This is a genomic window from Photorhabdus antumapuensis, from assembly GCF_020387775.1.
Lineage (GTDB): Bacteria > Pseudomonadota > Gammaproteobacteria > Enterobacterales > Enterobacteriaceae > Photorhabdus > Photorhabdus antumapuensis.
Genome location: NZ_JAHZMK010000024.1, coordinates 325,850 through 342,242 on the forward strand (window position 1 = coordinate 325,850; position 16,393 = coordinate 342,242).

Annotated in this window: 13 protein-coding genes and 1 pseudogene; 3 read left to right on the forward strand and 11 right to left on the reverse strand. The window is 39.9% G+C overall.

Annotation, left to right across the window (positions count from 1 at the left end; all coding sequences use genetic code 11):
• The first annotated feature begins 208 nt into the window (after positions 1-208).
• Positions 209-580: a LecA/PA-IL family lectin gene (locus KZ793_RS11150; RefSeq protein ID WP_225815394.1), complete on the forward strand. Its 372-nt coding sequence runs from the start codon at positions 209-211 to the stop codon at positions 578-580.
• Between the two features lie 109 nt (positions 581-689).
• Here KZ793_RS11150 and KZ793_RS11155 read toward each other — a convergent pair whose 3' ends face one another.
• From KZ793_RS11155 to KZ793_RS11170, 4 genes are all read right to left on the reverse strand, one after another.
• Entirely contained in the window at positions 690-1,187 is a 498-nt protein-coding gene (locus KZ793_RS11155; RefSeq protein ID WP_225815395.1) for a hypothetical protein, read from the reverse strand.
• A 5-nt stretch (positions 1,188-1,192) separates the two neighbouring features.
• Complete coding sequence (locus KZ793_RS11160; RefSeq protein ID WP_040148939.1) at positions 1,193-1,411, reverse strand: hypothetical protein; 219 nt, start codon at positions 1,409-1,411, stop codon at positions 1,193-1,195.
• 349 nt (positions 1,412-1,760) lie between these two features.
• Entirely contained in the window at positions 1,761-2,339 is a 579-nt protein-coding gene (locus KZ793_RS11165) for a YceI family protein (protein ID WP_225815396.1), read from the reverse strand.
• A gap of 26 nt (positions 2,340-2,365) precedes the next feature.
• Positions 2,366-2,920, reverse strand: a complete 555-nt coding sequence (locus KZ793_RS11170) for a cytochrome b (RefSeq protein ID WP_225815397.1) — start codon at positions 2,918-2,920, stop codon at positions 2,366-2,368.
• A 453-nt stretch (positions 2,921-3,373) separates the two neighbouring features.
• Here KZ793_RS11170 and KZ793_RS11175 point away from each other — a divergent pair, with 453 nt between their 5' ends.
• Both KZ793_RS11175 and argS read left to right on the forward strand, forming a co-directional pair.
• Complete coding sequence (locus KZ793_RS11175; RefSeq protein ID WP_225815398.1) at positions 3,374-4,111, forward strand: cyclase family protein; 738 nt, start codon at positions 3,374-3,376, stop codon at positions 4,109-4,111.
• A 234-nt stretch (positions 4,112-4,345) separates the two neighbouring features.
• Complete coding sequence (argS, locus tag KZ793_RS11180; RefSeq protein WP_225815399.1) at positions 4,346-6,076, forward strand: arginine--tRNA ligase; 1,731 nt, start codon at positions 4,346-4,348, stop codon at positions 6,074-6,076.
• A 179-nt stretch (positions 6,077-6,255) separates the two neighbouring features.
• On the opposite strand, the gene KZ793_RS11185 is transcribed toward argS, so the two are convergent.
• The 7 genes and pseudogenes from KZ793_RS11185 to KZ793_RS11215 form a co-directional block, all read right to left on the reverse strand.
• Positions 6,256-10,527 (reverse strand): non-ribosomal peptide synthetase, encoded by a 4,272-nt coding sequence (locus KZ793_RS11185; protein ID WP_225815400.1) that lies wholly within the window; start codon positions 10,525-10,527, stop codon positions 6,256-6,258.
• Between the two features lie 6 nt (positions 10,528-10,533).
• Entirely contained in the window at positions 10,534-10,722 is a 189-nt protein-coding gene (locus tag KZ793_RS11190) for a hypothetical protein (RefSeq protein ID WP_225815401.1), read from the reverse strand.
• A 14-nt stretch (positions 10,723-10,736) separates the two neighbouring features.
• Entirely contained in the window at positions 10,737-11,705 is a 969-nt protein-coding gene (locus tag KZ793_RS11195; protein ID WP_225815402.1) for a diiron oxygenase, read from the reverse strand.
• Positions 11,706-12,039: 334 nt separating this feature from the next.
• A complete protein-coding gene (locus KZ793_RS11200; protein ID WP_225815403.1) occupies positions 12,040-12,312 on the reverse strand; it encodes a hypothetical protein in 273 nt (90 codons plus the stop codon).
• A gap of 566 nt (positions 12,313-12,878) precedes the next feature.
• The gene (murJ, locus tag KZ793_RS11205; RefSeq protein WP_225815404.1) at positions 12,879-14,417 is read right to left on the reverse strand and encodes a murein biosynthesis integral membrane protein MurJ; all 1,539 of its coding nucleotides are present in this window, start codon (positions 14,415-14,417) and stop codon (positions 12,879-12,881) included.
• A gap of 774 nt (positions 14,418-15,191) precedes the next feature.
• Positions 15,192-15,602: pseudogene (locus tag KZ793_RS11210) on the reverse strand (hypothetical protein); the annotation flags it as partial.
• 216 nt (positions 15,603-15,818) lie between these two features.
• Positions 15,819-16,253, reverse strand: coding sequence for a DUF29 domain-containing protein (locus KZ793_RS11215; RefSeq protein ID WP_225815405.1), 435 nt, complete (start codon positions 16,251-16,253; stop codon positions 15,819-15,821).
• Positions 16,254-16,393: the final 140 nt, after the last annotated feature.

Genomic DNA, 16,393 nt, shown 5'->3' on the forward strand with positions numbered 1-16,393 from the left:
TAAAATTAATATTCTATAAAAAAATAAAAGTAAAAAAGCAATTGTTATATTAAATAAACCATCAATATAAAATTATTATTGTCATTAAATCAGGTCATAATCTATGATATTTATCGTTGTTTCTACTGTCAGAAAAATATAAATTTTCTTTCAGTTAAATATATTTAACAAAACTATCTTTATAAAATATAATTTCAGAGGTAATAGTATGTATAATTGGTCAGGAAGTGTTCCAGGTAATGCTGAAAACGGTAAATCCACAGGGCTTATTCTCAAACAAGGAGACATCATATCTATTGTCGCTAACGGATGGGTGAGATACGGCAAAGAAAATAATATGATAGCCGCACCTCAAGGTAGCATCACGCTCTCTACGAATCCAGAATACAATCTCGTTGCAAAAATTGGCGGCAAAACCTATAGGATTGGTAATGGCGTGCTCCATAGAACGGTTCCCGTAGATGGTGAATTGGTACTTCTGTTCTCTGATACACCCGGTGTATATTACGATAACTCTGGAGAGTTTCGTGTCGATGTTATAATAGAGTCTCGGTATTCTCCTCTTGAGGAAAAAAAATAAAAACTATATGAATACGTATTACCAATATAATAAACAGTCTCATTGATATAATGCCAAGTGAAAAATCACATCATTTCACTTGGCAGATGACAATCCACAATTCCCTGTCCTAAACATACACCTTTCGAGATTTGAGAGTAACCATAACGAGAAGACCGCACTCCAAGGATTCTAGTAATAATTCATTTACAGAATCTTTTTTCGCATTATTCCTAATGGCTTTAATCCGGTATGCATAGTTTTCTGATCTGTTTTTAGCGATTGAAGCTTGGCTTATACTCATAAGAACCGTAGATATAACTACAATCCATGAGAAAAAGCTTGCGGTGGCATATCTGAGCCCATTCAAGTCTGTAGCAAATGTAAACTGAGTGTATTTTGCGCCCAAATATGCAGGTACATTCATAATATACATTGCTAAATACAACAGAACATCAATAAATACAGCCATGACAAAACCAGCGATCAAAAACTCACCGCCTTTTAAAGCCACTTGAAAGTAAGCATTCCACCCTTGCGCTTTTTGTAACTCAATTTTTGATGGTATGTCGCTATCAATATATTTATAGCCACAGATCAAAACAAAGGTAATAAAAACAGGCCACATAATAGTTATTTTCTCTTTGATAACGCTTTTATATTATGTTCAAAAGCCGCTATCACATCACTATTCTTTCTGTTAATCATAACAGTGCCGTCATTTCTGATCAGCAACCTCTGAGAGCAGTCTTCAGTAGCGGCGCTTTCAGGCTTTATCAGTTTGGCAGTTCCTCTAATAATTTTATCAGGAGAAACATATGCCTTATCTATAAGTTTTGTAAATGATGACATAACCCCCTCTCCTTACTCTCCGTATTATTAATACATAATTTAATCACAACGACCAATAAACACTCGGTTTCTATACTAAGTTTACTTGCAAGTGATACTTGTAGCAATCTGATAACATCATGTAATTCACCAAACAAAACACAATATTGATATTTTATTCGGTTAATGTAGCTGTAATAAGATCTTATCCACCCAAAAACCACGCATAATCAATCAATTACCAAAACTGTATATAACAACAGTACCATCTGTGACATCAACTGAAAAGAAGGTTTTGCCTATCAATAAAACAGGCCACGCAATGCGCAGCCCTTAATAAATTACACTACTGAGTTAAGTCATCAGCGTATTACTTTTCCCGAACGCCTTCGAGAGAAATCAATAATTCCGCTTCTTGTGATTTAGGCCCCAAATCTTTTTGGAAATTAAAATCTTTCAGTTTGATTTTGCCGTAAGCATCAAAACCTGCACGGTAGCCACCCCACGGGTCTTTACCTTCACCCAATAGTTCTGCATTCAGTGTTACCGGCTTTGTCACGCCATTTAAAGTCAGATCACCTGTAACAACATATTTATTCCCTTCTTTTTTCACTGCTGTTGAAGTGAATTTTGCTTCAGGGTATTTATCTGTATTAAAGAAATCCTTACCGCGCAAGTGTTTATCACGTTCAGCGTGGTTAGTATCCAAGCTGGCCGTTTTGATCGTCACATCAATTTTATCCGCAGCCGGGTTTTTCTCATCAAATGTAAAAGAACCATCAAAATCTTTAAATGTCCCATATAACCAGCTATACCCCAAATGCTGAATACGGAATTGAATAAAGGCATGCTGGCCTTGTATATCAAATTTATAATTGGCTGCTAATGCTGAACCTGCATTCATTAACAGTGCGCCTGCTGTCAAGCCAAGTAATGTCTTCTTAAACATATTCTTCTCCATAATCGTCTTTTGTATTATTCAGGACGGAAACCTAGCATCCGTTTTAAGGTTGCATCACGGTCAATAAAATGGTGTTTTAATGCCGCAACAGCATGTAATAGCGATAAAATTACCACCGCCCAAGCAAGGTAAAGATGAATCATTCCGGCAGTATCTGCCTGTTCGCCCTGCCCCATTAATGTGGCTGGCACAGTAAACCAATCAAAAACAGAAATCGGCTGCCCATCAGCAGTCGAAATTAAATAACCACTAATAAAAATGCCAAACAGTAAAATATACAACAGAATATGCATTAAAACAGCGCTGACTCTGATCAGGCGGCTATAACTGGCTAATGGCTTGGGTGGTGGAGAAACAAAACGCCAGATAACCCGCACAACCATCGTTATCAGCAGCAACATGCCGATGCTTTTATGAATTTCAGGTGCCTTATGATACCACGTATCGTAATACCCCAACGTCACCATCCACAGTCCTAGCGCAAACATGCCATACACAACCAATGCAACCAGCCAGTGTAAAAGGACAGATAAATGACCAAATTGGTTAGAAGTATTCTTCCAAAGCATAATAGTTCCTTTTTAGGTCAATGCTGATGAGCTTTTTAGGATTAATTAAATCATAAACGATATTAATTTCTTTTTTATTAAAAATTTCAACAAATAATTTGCAAAAGATTTTCAATTTTAATCAACGAAATTCACTTAAAATAAAAAACATTAAATAACAACAAGATAAAAACAAATCACATTAAGAATAATGCCCAAAAAACGTATAATATATATTTTTTTATTATTGTGCTCGTACCTGACGAGTCTAACACAAGCCTTAGCAGGCTGAAATGACGAGTCCCGCCTCCGCCTTTAAATCTATTATGCCTTTATGTCGTATGTTCATTATTGGAACAATAAAAATGAATAAAACATGAAGAACATCACTATTTACGGCAACAAATCTTACAGCATTAATCATGCAATAGTGGTAAAAATAACATCAATAAATTATCAAAAATGAGGTTTTTTATGTCAAATAGCATTTTACAAGCACTCACGTTGTTGAAGTCGAAAAAATGGGTCGATTTGACACATAGTTTCGATAAAGATTCTCCACACTTTTTTATGTTGGATTCAGCCGAGTTTAAAACACTGTTTGATTATAAAGATGGCTTTTTTGTTCAGCAATTTTCTTTTCCCGGCCAATATGGGACTCACCTTGATGCTCCCTGCCATTTTGTTCCTAATAGCCGTTCTGTGGATGAACTGGAATTAAAAGAACTGGTTTTACCTTTAATCGTGCTTGATCAATCAGAAAGAGCAAAACAGGACCCTAATTTTTCACTTTCTAAAGAAGATATTCTTAAATTTGAAGAACAATATGGAATTATTGAGGCGGGTACTTTCGTTGCGCTCAGAACTGACTGGAGTAAACGCTGGCCATCTCAGGAGAAAATGGACAATAAAGATGATTCTGGCAATAACCAAATACCTGGATGGGGAATAGATGCCCTCAAATTTTTATTTGAAGAACGTCATGTTAAATCCATTGGACATGAAACATTTGATACCGACTCCGCTAAAGATTTTAGAAAGAATAATGCGTTGTTGGGCGAAGATTATGTATTAAAGCAAAATACTTATCAGATAGAACTTTTAGCTAATTTGGACCAAGTACCTGTACGTGGTGCAGTCATTTTTAATATCGTGGCCAAACCTAACAAAGCCTCTGGTTTTCCTGTTCGTTCGTTTGCCATACTCCCATAACGGCTCCCCTCCCTTTATGCCGTATATTCATTACGGCATTCATTATAGTCACGATCATGATTTTTCGAGAAAACGCGTTTTTTATCCTCGCAACTTGGCACAAAGCAACAGTAAAGTGGTATGTCATGTGTCGAATATGGTATAAAACCCGCCGTTTTTTCTTATGAACCATTTTGTAAAGGATATTGTTTGCTACAATATACCTATTTCTTGTTCGTCATTTAAGGTAACCAGGTGAATATTCAGGCGATTCTTTCAGAAAAAGTCAGCCAAGCATTGATTGCAGCAAGTGCTCCAGCCGACAGCGAAGCTCACATCCGCCAATCCGCGAAAGCGCAATTTGGCGATTATCAGGCCAATGGTGTTATGGCCGCCGCGAAAAAAGTGGGTATACCTCCCCGACAACTGGCAGAAAAAATCGTTAACCTGCTAGATCTGCAAGGTATCGCCAGTAAAGTTGAAATCGCTGGCCCCGGCTTTATCAACATTTTCCTTGATAAAGCGTGGATTGCAGCAAATATCGAAACTGCACTGAAAGATGAAAAGCTCGGCGTTACTCCAGCCAAACCACAAACTATTGTTGTCGATTATTCCGCCCCCAATGTCGCGAAACAGATGCACGTTGGTCATTTGCGCTCCACGATTATTGGTGATGCTGCCGTTCGTACACTTGAATTCCTCGGTCATAAGGTTATCCGCGCTAACCATGTGGGTGACTGGGGAACCCAGTTTGGTATGCTGATTGCCTATCTGGAAAAAGTGCAAAACGAAAATGCCAGCGATATGGCATTGTCCGATCTGGAAGCTTTCTATCGCGAAGCCAAAAAGCATTACGATGAAGATGAAGAGTTTGCCCTCCGCGCCCGTGGCTATGTAGTAAAACTGCAAGGCGGTGATGAATATTGCCGTACCATGTGGCGCAAGCTAGTAGATATTACGATGGCCCAAAATCAGCAAACCTATGATCGTCTGAATGTCACGCTGACTAAAGATTCTGTCATGGGTGAAAGTCTGTACAACGATCTGCTGCCCGGTATTGTCGCTGATCTGAAACAGCAAGGGCTGGCAGTAGAAAGCGATGGTGCAACCGTAGTTTACCTTGATGAATATAAAAACAAAGAAGGTGAACCGATGGGTGTTATTATCCAAAAAAAGGATGGCGGTTATCTTTACACCACAACCGATATCGCCTGTGCAAAATACCGTTATGAAACCCTGCACGCTGACCGCGTTCTTTACTACATTGATTCCCGTCAACATCAACATTTGATGCAAGCCTGGACCATCGTTCGTAAAGCGGGTTATGTACCAGAATCCGTGTCACTGGAACACCATATGTTCGGCATGATGTTGGGTAAAGATGGCAAACCATTTAAAACCCGCGCCGGTGGTACTGTCAGATTGACCGATCTATTGGATGAAGCGCTTGAACGTGCCAACACCCTTATCCGTGAAAAGAACCCGGATATGCCAGAAGATGAATTGAAAAAAGTGGTTGCCGCTGTCGGTATCGGTGCCGTGAAATACGCAGATCTTTCCAAGAGCCGCACCACAGATTACATCTTCGATTGGGATAATATGCTCGCCTTTGAAGGCAATACCGCGCCTTATATGCAATATGCTTACACCCGTGTCGCTTCCATCTTCAAACGTGCCGCAATCGATGAAAGCAATCTGACACTACCAATTATCCTAAATGAAGATCGTGAACAAACATTGGCCACCCGTTTGTTACAATTTGAAGAGACCATCACCACCGTCGCCCGTGAAGGTACGCCACATGTGATGTGTGCTTACCTGTACGATTTAGCTGGTCTATTCTCCAGTTTCTATGAACACTGTCAGATCCTCAATGCGGAAAGCGAAGAGTTGCGTCAAAGCCGCCTGAAACTGGCGCTCCTGACCGCTAAGACATTGAAGCAAGGTCTGAATACATTGGGTATTGAGACGGTAGAGCGGATGTAACAGGATAATCGCTGTTTTTCTGAAAAATTGGCGTGATTGGGCATATCTATTATTGCCTTATCACGCCTGTCACAATAGGCACCGCCACTTGCCCCGATTGTTGCAATTAATGTCCACATAAACTATGCAGCGTCTGACGTGGATATTTCACCTGAGTGTGATTCCAACGTTGGATTGCATCATTGTTGTGCTACTGGTAAAGCTGGAGTAGGAAAAGTCATCTGTTGCCAATCACGCTCAGCAACTAACCGAATCAATTGACAATAGCTGTCATGCATGGCCTTGATGGTATCGGCTTCAAACAGTTGTTCGACATAATCCCATTCAGCAACAAATCCTTCATCAGTTTCATAAGCCTTATGATTCAGCCAGACCTGTGAAGCTTGGGAAATGGAATATTGTATCCCTTGATAGCTCTCATCCAGCGGTAACTCAAACATGCTGGCTTTGCTATTCATCCCCAATACACTGGTTAACCCAACCGGAGCAATAACGGTATTGGCTGATAGCTCTCTCTGCTGTTTCAACATACGTTGTACATCAACCCCATCAAACAGATTATGCTCAATATCCTGCAACAGCGCGCCATGTACCTGTTCAAGTTGCTGACAAATCGCAATATCCGTACGGTTTTGGTAAGCAAAGAGACTTAAGGCGGTAAAATCGCCAATGATCTGATTAATCCGCGGATGAAGTGGCAAGCGATTAAACAGTGTCAAATTGAGGCAAATCTGCTCTTGTCCGGCCCAATCGCAAAGGGTTTGGCTATAAAGTTCAACAATCAACGCCGTTGGGCTAATACTGTAATGTTGACATTTATCCAATAATTTCTGCCATATCGATTGTGGAATAACGCCACTAATACGTCGAAAATGGGGTTTACCCACCGCCGCAGGATGCATTGCCAAAGGCAGATTCATCTCAAGTGACATGGTGCTGGCTTTTTGTCGCCAATAATTCTCAGCTTGCGTGAACAACGCACTGTTCCGTACCCGTTCATACTGCAAATAATAATCACGATAGGTAATATCCAGCGCCGGTAACGGCAATTCTGGCTGCTGATAGAGCTGAATCCATTCTGAAAACAGAATTTCAAAGCTGGTCATATCAATGATGATCGCATCAAAGCTGATATGCAGAATGTATTTGCCTGCGTACTCGCTCAACAGAATGTCGAATAGCGGATAATGTTCTGGCGCATAAACTTTATGTGAAAATTGTTCGCGCAGTGCCATCAATTCGCTATCCGTTGTGATCTGCCGATATGAGATATTGTAGTAAGGCACACTGTTCAGATAACGCTGTTCACCATTTTCAAAGATCGTGCATAACGAAGGATGACGTGAGATAAGTTGGTTAAATGTCAGTTCTAAATGCCGATGATCCAATTGTCCAAAGACAAACTCACTGTAGATATGGGTTGATACCTCACTCAGTTCAAAACTCTTGAAGCGACCCAAATAGTAAGTTTGTTGAACATTATTCAGTGGGAACGGGTGATAACGGTGTTCCAAATCAGCACGTTTAATCAGGTAATCCCGATACATGAATTCGCTACGGCCCACCTCCACTAACGGAACTAAGCGAGAGATCATTTTCTGCTGGAAAATATCTCTAATTTTCAGATCACACTTCAACTCAGTATTTATCTGATTAACCAGATGAATCGCTGATAGGCTACTTCCTCCCAAACTAAAAAAGTCGTCAGTAATGCCAATTTGGGTTTGCCCATCACCTAATACCTGACTAAAGATCCGACACAATATCCACTGGCACTCCGTGTAAGGCGCAACATAATGCTGCTGTTCATGTAGCTGAATAGCTGGCAGCGCTTTGCGATCCACCTTGCCGTTGGCATTCAACGGAATATTTGCCAGGAACATATAGGTACTGGGCAGCATATAATCAGGCAGCAACGGCGCGAAAAAATCCGTTAGCAGTTGGCGATCCAAAGGCGCATTAGCCTGGTAATAAGCAGCAAGGAAAGGTTCCCCACCCGGAGTAACGGATTGCTGTAAAGCCACCACCACACGCTGGATACCAGGATATTGCTGTAATACCGACTCAATTTCCCCCAATTCAATCCGGTGCCCACGCAATTTAATCTGATTGTCAACCCGACTGATATATTCCAGATTACCGCAAGGTAAATAACGAACCCGATCACCGGTTTTATACATGATTGGCCCAGGCCAGTTTTCCCCCGCGCAATAGAATGGATTAGGTATAAATTGACTACGGGTCAACTGTGGATTACCAAAATACCCACGTGCCACACCGGCCCCTGAAATATGCAGCTCACCAATCACACCAGGAGGAACCGGACGACCTGACTCATCTAAAACATAACACTGGGTATTGGCTATCGGCTTACCGATTAGCACCTGTGGCTGTTCAACATTCAGTAAGCAACCCGTTGACCAAACACACGTTTCCGTCGGGCCATACATATTCCATGTCTGAATGGTCATCTTCGCTAACCGCCGTGCCAAATCATTGGAGACCGCTTCCCCACCACATATCGCCCGGACTGGCAGAAATTGCCCATCCATCTCTAAAACGATCTGTTGCCAGAATGAAGGGGTTCCTTGCATCAGGCTGACACGGTATGTTTCCAGATAATGTTTTAGCTTATTCGTTTCGAGTAATTGACGTTGATCGGCTAATACCACCGTGGCACCAAACATTAGCGGCATAAAAATTTCCAATTTGCATATATCAAACGCCAATGTCGTGATAGCCAAGAAGCGATCCTGAGGTGTCAGTGCCATACGCCGCTGCACATCATTAAACACATTCAGAAGATTACCGTGTTCGATGGCGACACCTTTCGGCTTACCCGTTGTACCGGAAGTATAGATAACATAGGCTAAATCATGGGGTTGCACTTTTATTTCAGGGTTGCTAGTCGGTTCGTCAGAGAAGATATCACTGCCCGCCTGACTATTGAGATATAAATGCTGCACGCCCTGAGGTAAAAAACCTATCGGAACAGGCTGTGAAGTCAGTAGCAACACCGGTTGGGCGTCTTCAAGAATCGAATGAGTTCTGATAGCCGGTGACTGGGTATCAATGGGAACATAAGCACATCCCAATTTAAGGATCGCCAACAATGCGACGAACAAATCGGCTTCACGGGACAGCATGATCGCAACCCGATTACCCATTTCCAGACAATAGTGCCGCATCATATAGTTCGCAAGCTGATTGGCTCGCTGATTCAGTTCGCCGTAACTCATAGCAACTTGTTCAGTCAATACCGCCGGATGTTCTGGCGCCAAATTGACTTGCTGTTCAAACAGCGCGGGGAGAGTGGCATGCGGATAATCACATTGTGTTTGATTATTCTGATAATAATAACGTTGCAACAAGTTTTCCGGTAACTGCGCCAATGCCATAAAACTGACTTTTCCCTGCTTAAAATCAGGCAAGCGGCGCATAAATTCGGCAATATAATCGGCAACCGCATTGAAAAAAGGTATCCCCTGACGGAAGTTCAGCGTCAAACTTTGGCTAACACGGTGCCAATTCAGACTCAGATTAAGATTCTCTTGGTACCAATTCGGCTGGCAATCCACAAATACCGCGACACCCGGTACAGGCAGTGCCGATGAAACGCTTAGAGGATCATAAAAGGGGTTATCCAATTCACCGGACCAAAGGCAATCTATCTTATTCCGTAAACCGACATATTTCTCAACGCCTGTCAGTAACTGATAGTGATTCAGCCGACGTTGATCACAATGCCAATCGAAACTGTAAAGCGCAGAGCGACGAGCATTAAATAAGAACTGTAGCAACAACGCCAATAACGCAATATCTTCCTGTTGGAAAATCCCCGTAACCGGTAATGTGACAATTTCCCTTTCACTTTGCTCAAGGTTAATTTCATCTTGCAAAACAAAACAGGCGTAATGTTGGCTCTGCTCGGCTAACACCCATTGCCGGTTACGCATCTGTTCCTGCGCCTGATACCATAGCGATATGTCATTTTTACTGGGATGCCACTGGGGTGTATGCTCCAAATCGTAACGGCAAAAAGTAATCAAACCGTCAATAAAAAGTTCCGCCAACAATTCATGCGCCTGAACTGATCGATACGCTTCCCAAGCCAATTTTTTTTCCGCCAATATCCGCCAGCTTCCGCCATGCTCACCCACAACCTGAAATAAAGCGGCGTCTTCCTGATTAAAGGCCACTAACTTAATCGCCGCCGCCGCAGAAATAGCGGGCATCATGCCGTAACAAAATTCGCAATCAATAGCATAGTCAGCAATATGCTCATGTGAAATCAGCATGAAATTATGCTTAAATGCGGCCTGCCAGGCTGCTTGCTGCTCTACATCATCAGTTACCACATAAACAAAGTGTCCCGCGTCCAATAGATAACGGACAACATGAGTGCTTAGCTGATCCAAATGAGCACCAGTGAGTATGTTAAGTATTCTCATAACGTATCACTCCCTCACCGATCTAACATGATGAGGCTTAACGGCAACCAGAATAGGTAACACTCCATTATCGTTATAATTAACTTTCTGTACCAAAATTAAGTTTTGACGATTAATCAAACGGATTTTAATTTCTTTTACCAAGCTTTCGAGTTCTGCCATTGATACGGTTTGATGAGACATTACATTACTCATTTCCTCGGCTCCTCTCATGAAATAACCCATCCGATATTTTCAAAACCACGCCGAACCGCTTGATGTTCAAGCACCCCGGCTCTTTTTAATGCCAATAAAACACTTTTTACAATAGGGACATCGGGCGTTACCTCAAATCCCTGATATATTCGCTGTACTGACTTCTCGCTATAAGCCCGATCATTCGTAATACTACTTAAGAGTTCGGTATTAAACTGTTTTTCTGATTCAATATTAAGATAAAGCTTAACGAAGTCAGCAATATGCTGACCAATTCCATAAGTTTCATCATCACTCATATGATGCCAGGTATATTGTAATAATTCATGGAAATATAAATAATGCCTGGATTCATCATTCATGTGGTCATTAACATAATATTTTATTGAAGGATGAACATTTTCACTGTTAAAAAACTCCACCAACTCTTTCACCAGCGTTGTTTCAAAAATACAGACTGCAATAATTTCAAACAAATCATGGTAACGAGGAGAAAGACGCGACATTATCTCTGAAACCGCAACATAAGCATCTGATATAGGATAAGATAACTTTTTTATATCAGGAAATTTAGCCTTCAACTGGTTTATCATATTTCTGGCAATATAAACATGATAATATTCATCAATAATAACCGTATAAGCATTAATTTTCATCTGCTCATGATATTTCACTGATAAATCATTATAAATGATTTTATTACAGGCTGAATTAATGAGTTTAATTTCAAGATTAATAATATCATTCAAATATTTTAAAAATGCTTGTATCAAAATCTCATTTTTAACTTCATAACTAATATGTTGTAAACTCTCATCAAGTAACAAAGGCTGTTTTTCTTCAGGAAAGAAAAAACCGGGTATATCAAAGTCAATATACTTTTCTGGCCGGGTTCTTATTGAAGCCCGTTGTTCCCATTTAGTGGTATAAGAGGGCAATAATCCCCCTTTTGACAATACATTGCCAATCAGTTCTGAACTCATGTGTCGTTCCTTATTTTAGGATAAAGCGGCTCCTCAATGTACATCCCAGTATCTGAACACTATTCATGCCCATTATTTTGGCAATAATAGTCTGCATCAATAACACCTACTGGAATAAGCTCTTGATGTTATATAAAGTAAGATATTTACCCCAACTTAATGAAGAATACTATTCATAATTCATACCAATGGCTCCGTTAATTTCCATAATTAAAAAGACTAAAACTGATTACCCTGATAAAACAATCTATACCCTTCATCTTTCAAGCTGCTGCTTTGTTGGCTGCTTTTACTCACCCCAGTCACATCGTTATCTATGCTCCTGGGGATTCGTTCACTTGCCGCCGCGCTGCGGCTCGAAATCTATTAGGTATAATTTCCCATTTTCATTGATTAATAATAACATAAATATCAATATGATAGACAAAGCAACAGACAATTCAGTTTCTAAAGAATTAGAGATAACAATCCACTGAATAACCCCGCCAGTAACACTAAAATTAACTGCCTTATTAGCAAAGCCAATCACAGATCTATCAGCTTCAACATTTCCAAGCAGTAAAGAAATATTTGAGATTATTGATGATGGGAAAAATTCATAACACATAGTTCCATATATTCCTTAGAAATAGTTTACTAGTATTACAAATGCTTTATTATATCAAATGACGAATATAGTCTATATGATAACTATGGTCCAGAACAGCATCTCTTATAATATTTACAGAAAAACACGACCTGACACACATAATTAATTTTTCATTAAAATACTATTCAATTAAGTGACTATAACATTCCAGCCACCACTGATTTATAAAAAATCATAACAATTAAATATATTATTTCTGATTCATAAATAGAATGAAAAAAATTAAATCAAATAATTAATCATGTCAATAATTTCAACACAGATAAATATAAATACAGCAAAATAATTCACCTGACAGATATAAATAACCAATAGATATACTTTACACCCCCTAATACTTCATCATATCAAACAAAGTCATTCAATTATGGTTCAAATTAAAAGACTATTAAACCGCAATTATAACCATTCAAGCTTATTATTGGCTTTTTGGGAAATTTAATATAATCATTAGCTGATATCCCGGTAACCACAGAAAACTCAAGCTCAGCTTGATTTAATAATAATTACCGGGATATCTCAATTTATTGAAAACCTCGGTGGGCAAAATCTTTTAGCCGAAAACCCATCAGCACCAACGCAGCAAAATAGCTGCTTGCCCCGGCGATAACCACCACCATCAATCGCAACAGGCGCATAGCCATATTCCCCTGCTCCCATGCTGGCATCAACCACAAAGTAACAGCTAATACGGCAATCATTACCGCAATTGCCACAACCAGTTTAAATAAGAACACCCTCCAGCCCGCTAACGGCTTAAAAATATTTTTCTTACGTAATTGCCAGTAAAGCATACTAGCATTGAAACAAGATGCCAGACCGATAGACAGGGCTAACCCGGCATGTTTCAGTGGACCAATAAAGGCAAGGTTCATTAGCTGAGTCAGAATCAAAGTGACAATCGCAATTTTCACCGGGGTTTTAATATCTCGACGAGAATAAAAACCCGGTGCCAGCACCTTGACAATAATTAGCCCCATCAGTCCAAAACAGTAAGCAATTAACGCTTTTTGGGTCATTACTGCATCAAATGCAGTAAAATTACCGTATTGGAATAGAGAAACTATTAAAGGTTCTGCCAGCATACCTAGAGCAACAGCACAAGGCAGCGCTAACAAACAACAGAGCCTTAGCCCCCAATCCATTAATTTGGTGTACTCCTCATGATTTCCACTGGAAAAACTTTTCGCCAGTGAAGGCAAAAGAATTGTCCCAAGCGCAACACCCAATACACCTGAAGGTAATTCCATCAAACGGTCAGCGTAATACATCCAGGAGACAGAACCGGACACCAGAAATGAGGCGAAAATCGTATTAATAATTAATGAAATCTGGCTGACTGAAACCCCAAAAAGTGCTGGCCCCATCTGCCGCATAACCCGCCATACGCCACTGTCACGGAAAGAAATACGCGGTAATACCAGCATGCCAATCTTTTTTAAATGAGGAAGCTGATATAAAAGTTGCAAAATCCCTCCAGCGACAACCGCCCAACCCAACGCCATCACCGGCGGATTACAATAAGGGGCGACAAATAATGCAAACACAATCATGCTGATATTAAGTAACGTCGGAGCGAAGGCAGGAACAGAAAATCGATTCCAGGTATTTAATATCGCGCCTGCCAACGAGGCCAGTGATATCAGAAAAATATAGGGGAAAGTAATTCTTAACAGATTTGTTGTCAGAGTAAATTTATCGGCGGTATCGGTAAAACCTGGTGCAGTAACATAAATCACCCACGGTGCCGCCAAAACTCCCAGCACGGTAACAATTGCCAGAATTAACGTCAGCATACCGGAAACATAAGCAATAAACGTCCGGGTCGCGTCATCACCTTGCTGATTCTTATATTCCGCCAAAATGGGTACAAATGCCTGAGAAAAGGCGCCTTCCGCAAAAATACGGCGCAGTAAATTAGGCAATTTAAATGCAACAAAAAAAGCATCCGCTGCAACACCTGCCCCAAATATGCGGGCAATAATGGCATCTCGGATAAAGCCCAAAACCCGAGAGAACATGGTCATAGAGCTAACCGCAGCCAGCGATTTCAATAAATTCATCGTATTTATCTCAAAATCATATTAGTTGATTTCCGAACTGCCTGTACGACAGTGAACTGTTACATATTAACTTTAAGCTACTGACAGTTAAAGCATATATTGATAAAACAATAAAAAACCTTTTTTAAGAGAAATAATATTTCTTTATAATCAACAGATTATTATTCAACACAAAATTATGTACAGACTCAAATTATATAAGTATCTATTTTCACTCACTCTTTATTTATCTGTTTTTTTCAATTCAATTGCTATTATCCAGAAAATATAAAATCGAAGTTGGAATTTATTAAATAACCCAATCAGAATAATACCTATTTTTATAGATTAAAGAAACTATTCAAATTATTTTCATGATAATTAGAAAATAATAATAAAACATCCAATGAATTATTTAAAGGAATACGGATATATTTACCTCCAAAGTAACGATGTTGCACTTATTATGTGAATCAACCAAGGATACTAAATTATTTTATCACTCATTATAATTCTAAAAATAATAAGCTCTTAACTGTTATTTACCATAAAAAAAGGCAAAATAGAATTAAAAAGCCCTTCCAGAAAAAAATGAGAGGGCTTATTGTCATATACCTACCAGACTGTCCAACTGGGCATTCTAGCTTAACCTAACGGTGTTACCTGTTTATTAGAGTCTAATATCTTATTAGGGTCCACCGCCTTATTAGGGTCTAACATCAGAATAATTGTATTTGTTACTTGATTCTGCGATGACCCCGCATTCACGGGTTTCTGAGGCAATTCAGCACTCACTGTTTTCTGAGGTAACTGGGCATTCACTGCTTTTGGATGCAGCGTATACATCCCGCCATTAAATGGATCAACTAAGAGCCAACCAATTAAACCACCGAATAAAAAATTACCCCCAATGTACCAACCATTGGCGCTTGCCTTAATTGGTAACGTTACAGATTCAGAATTCTCTCTAGTAAAAGTAACCTGATAGTCTTTCTTACCAAAATAACCCCCATCAGACTTTTCCAAAATCACATCCTGAGGCGTTTTCCCTTGAGCAACAACCCTACCTAATTCATCTTTGATGGAGAATGTGGACCCTGATGGATTACTATCAACCTGAATATGCTGGGTTTTATCACCCACAATCGTAGCGCAACCGCTAGTAAACATCACAGCAGCCAAAGATAAGGCAGCAATATTATTCATGGCTAATTATTCACTTTGTTAACAAAAGCGGCGAGTATACATAAATTCATGCTTATGCACTAGAAATCATTAACCTTTATAAGCCGCCAGTGCAACATTGTATTTGGCCTAGATGATGGCACCTTGCAACTAGCCTTACTACAAAAAGCTCGAATAGCCACTTTAAAAAACGCACCAATCGAAGTCAGTGCGTTAAATAAGTCAACTCATTGAAGCTTACTCAGGATAGAACTCTTGAGAAAAGATCTGATTTATATTCCAGATACATTCATCCGGGAACATATCCAGTCCTGTTTCATCGACAGCGGAAGAAACTGCATCAGCCCAAACTTTCGCAAACCAGTTTTCATCAGCAATTGTGCTTTTCAAGCTGGGTGTCTCTTTTATATGCAATGCCAGTGCTTTTCTCTGCTCTTTGATAGTTCGTTGCCAACTTGAACCACGACGCCTAGGCTGGAATTGCCACATCAAAAGATGGGACAACAAAACTGCCATCCGACTTGCTAGTTCACGTTTTTCACTCTTACCCACGTCCTCAATTTCCTCGGCAATATTAACTATATCGATCTCAGATAATTTACCTGCACGCAATAAAGCTGCTTGCTCATTCGCCCAAGCGACCACATCAGTTTCGTAACGGGTATGACTCATTTTCTAAGCTGCCTGTACGGCAGTGAACTTGGAATATTTTTCTTCATTCTTTTCTTGCTTTTTCTAAGCTGCCTATACGGCAGTGAACTTTGTTACATATTAACTTTAACCTGCTGACAGTTAAAGCATATATTAATAAA

Bases quoted from the DNA above. Each gene is read 5' to 3' on its own strand.
- KZ793_RS11175 (WP_225815398.1), top strand. From the start codon at position 3,374: ATGTCAAATAGCATTTTACAAGCACTCACGTTGTTGAAGTCGAAAAAA.
- KZ793_RS11215 (WP_225815405.1), bottom strand. From the start codon at position 16,253: ATGAGTCATACCCGTTACGAAACTGATGTGGTCGCTTGGGCGAATGAG.
- KZ793_RS11155 (WP_225815395.1), bottom strand. From the start codon at position 1,187: ATGTGGCCTGTTTTTATTACCTTTGTTTTGATCTGTGGCTATAAATAT.
- KZ793_RS11200 (WP_225815403.1), bottom strand. From the start codon at position 12,312: ATGTGTTATGAATTTTTCCCATCATCAATAATCTCAAATATTTCTTTA.
- KZ793_RS11185 (WP_225815400.1), bottom strand. From the start codon at position 10,527: ATGAGAATACTTAACATACTCACTGGTGCTCATTTGGATCAGCTAAGC.
- KZ793_RS11195 (WP_225815402.1), bottom strand. From the start codon at position 11,705: ATGAGTTCAGAACTGATTGGCAATGTATTGTCAAAAGGGGGATTATTG.
- KZ793_RS11170 (WP_225815397.1), bottom strand. From the start codon at position 2,920: ATGCTTTGGAAGAATACTTCTAACCAATTTGGTCATTTATCTGTCCTT.
- KZ793_RS11160 (WP_040148939.1), bottom strand. From the start codon at position 1,411: ATGTCATCATTTACAAAACTTATAGATAAGGCATATGTTTCTCCTGAT.
- KZ793_RS11150 (WP_225815394.1), top strand. From the start codon at position 209: ATGTATAATTGGTCAGGAAGTGTTCCAGGTAATGCTGAAAACGGTAAA.
- KZ793_RS11190 (WP_225815401.1), bottom strand. From the start codon at position 10,722: ATGAGTAATGTAATGTCTCATCAAACCGTATCAATGGCAGAACTCGAA.
- murJ (WP_225815404.1), bottom strand. From the start codon at position 14,417: ATGAATTTATTGAAATCGCTGGCTGCGGTTAGCTCTATGACCATGTTC.
- KZ793_RS11165 (WP_225815396.1), bottom strand. From the start codon at position 2,339: ATGTTTAAGAAGACATTACTTGGCTTGACAGCAGGCGCACTGTTAATG.